This window comes from Streptomyces ruber (genome assembly GCF_014648075.1).
GTDB classification, from domain to species: Bacteria; Actinomycetota; Actinomycetes; order Streptomycetales; family Streptomycetaceae; genus Streptomyces; species Streptomyces ruber.
In genome coordinates this window covers 1-1,610 of the sequence record NZ_BMQK01000044.1, presented here as the reverse complement: position 1 = coordinate 1,610, position 1,610 = coordinate 1, and the positions used below count along the sequence as shown (strand labels likewise).

At 68.9% G+C, this 1,610-nt stretch carries 1 protein-coding gene; it reads right to left on the bottom strand.

The genetic code is table 11. The annotated features are described in order from the left end of the window. The coding region (gene pyrG / locus IEZ04_RS34270; protein WP_189220908.1) for a CTP synthase at nt 1-1,568 on the bottom strand (1,568 nt) is incomplete at its 3' end. Nucleotides 1,569-1,610 lie beyond the last annotated feature (42 nt).

Sequence of the window (1,610 nt, the reverse complement as noted above, 5' to 3'; positions counted from 1 at the left end):
GCGACCAGGTAGGGGTGGACGTCCCGCGGGTACTCGACGTACTCGACCAGCTTGCCGTCCGGGGAGGTGCCGGAGAACTGCAGACCCGCCTTCTTCTCCAGCTCCGCGCGGTACGCGTTGTTCACCTCGTAACGGTGCCGGTGCCGCTCCTCGACGTACTCCTTGCCGTCGTACACCTCGCGCACGATCGAGCCCTCGGCCAGCTTCGCCGGGTACATGCCGAGCCGCATGGTGCCGCCCATGTCGCCCTCGCCGGCGACGATGTCGAGCTGCTCGGCCATGGTGGAGATCACCGGGTGGGCGGTGGCGGAGTCGAACTCGGTGGAGTTGGCGTCCGGGATGCCGGCCAGGTTCCGCGCGGCCTCGATCACGATGCACTGCAGGCCCAGGCAGAGGCCGAGCAGCGGGATCCCGTTCTCGCGGGCGTACTGGATCGCGCCGACCTTGCCGGCCACCCCGCGGTCGCCGAAGCCGCCGGGGATGCAGACCGCGTCCGCGTCGCCGAGCTGCCGGGCCGCGCCCGCCGGGGTCCTGCAGTCGTCGGAGGCCACCCACTTGATCTTCACGCGGGCCCGGTTGGCGAAGCCGCCGGCGCGCAGCGCCTCGGTGACCGACAGATAGGCGTCGGGCAGGTCGATGTACTTGCCGACCAGCGCCATGGTGATCTCGTGCCGCGGGTGGTGGACCCGGTCCAGCAGGTCGTCCCAGGTGCTCCAGTCCACGTCGCGGAAGGGCAGGTCCAGCTTGCGCACGACGTAGGCGTCCAGGCCCTCGCCGTGCACCACCTTGGGGATGTCGTAGATCGACGGGGCGTCCGGGCAGGCGACCACGGCGGCCTCGTCGACGTCGCACATCAGCGAGATCTTCCGCTTGATCGCGGTGGGCACCTCGCGGTCGCAGCGCAGCACGATGGCGTCCGGCTGGATACCGATGTTGCGCAGCGCCGCAACCGAGTGCTGTGTCGGCTTCGTCTTCAGTTCACCGGAAGGTCCGATATAGGGCAGGAGGGAGATGTGCACCACGAACACGTTGTCACGGCCGACCTCGTGCCGCACCTGGCGCACGGTCTCCAGGAACGGCAGCGACTCGATGTCCCCGACCGTGCCGCCCACCTCGGTGATCACCACGTCCACCGCGTCGGACGCCATCCGGCGGATGCGGTGCTTGATCTCGTTGGTGATGTGCGGGATGACCTGCACGGTGTCGCCCAGGTACTCGCCGCGGCGCTCCTTGGCGATGACCGTGGAGTACACCTGGCCGGTGGTGACGTTGGCGGAGCCGTCGAGGTCGCGGTCGAGGAAGCGCTCGTAGTGGCCGATGTCGAGGTCGGTCTCGGCGCCGTCGTTGGTGACGAACACCTCACCGTGCTGGAAGGGGTTCATCGTGCCGGGGTCGACGTTCAGGTACGGGTCGAGCTTCTGCATCACGACCCGCAGACCCCGCGCCTTGAGCAGCATGCCGAGGCTGGAGGCGGTGAGACCCTTGCCGAGCGAGGAGGCGACACCCCCGGTGACGAAGATGTGCTTGGTCGTCGTGGCGGTGCTGTTTCGGAAAACAGAGGGCGGCATGGCCAAAGGGGGGCTCCCGTGGTCGCGGTCAGTGGGGCGGTG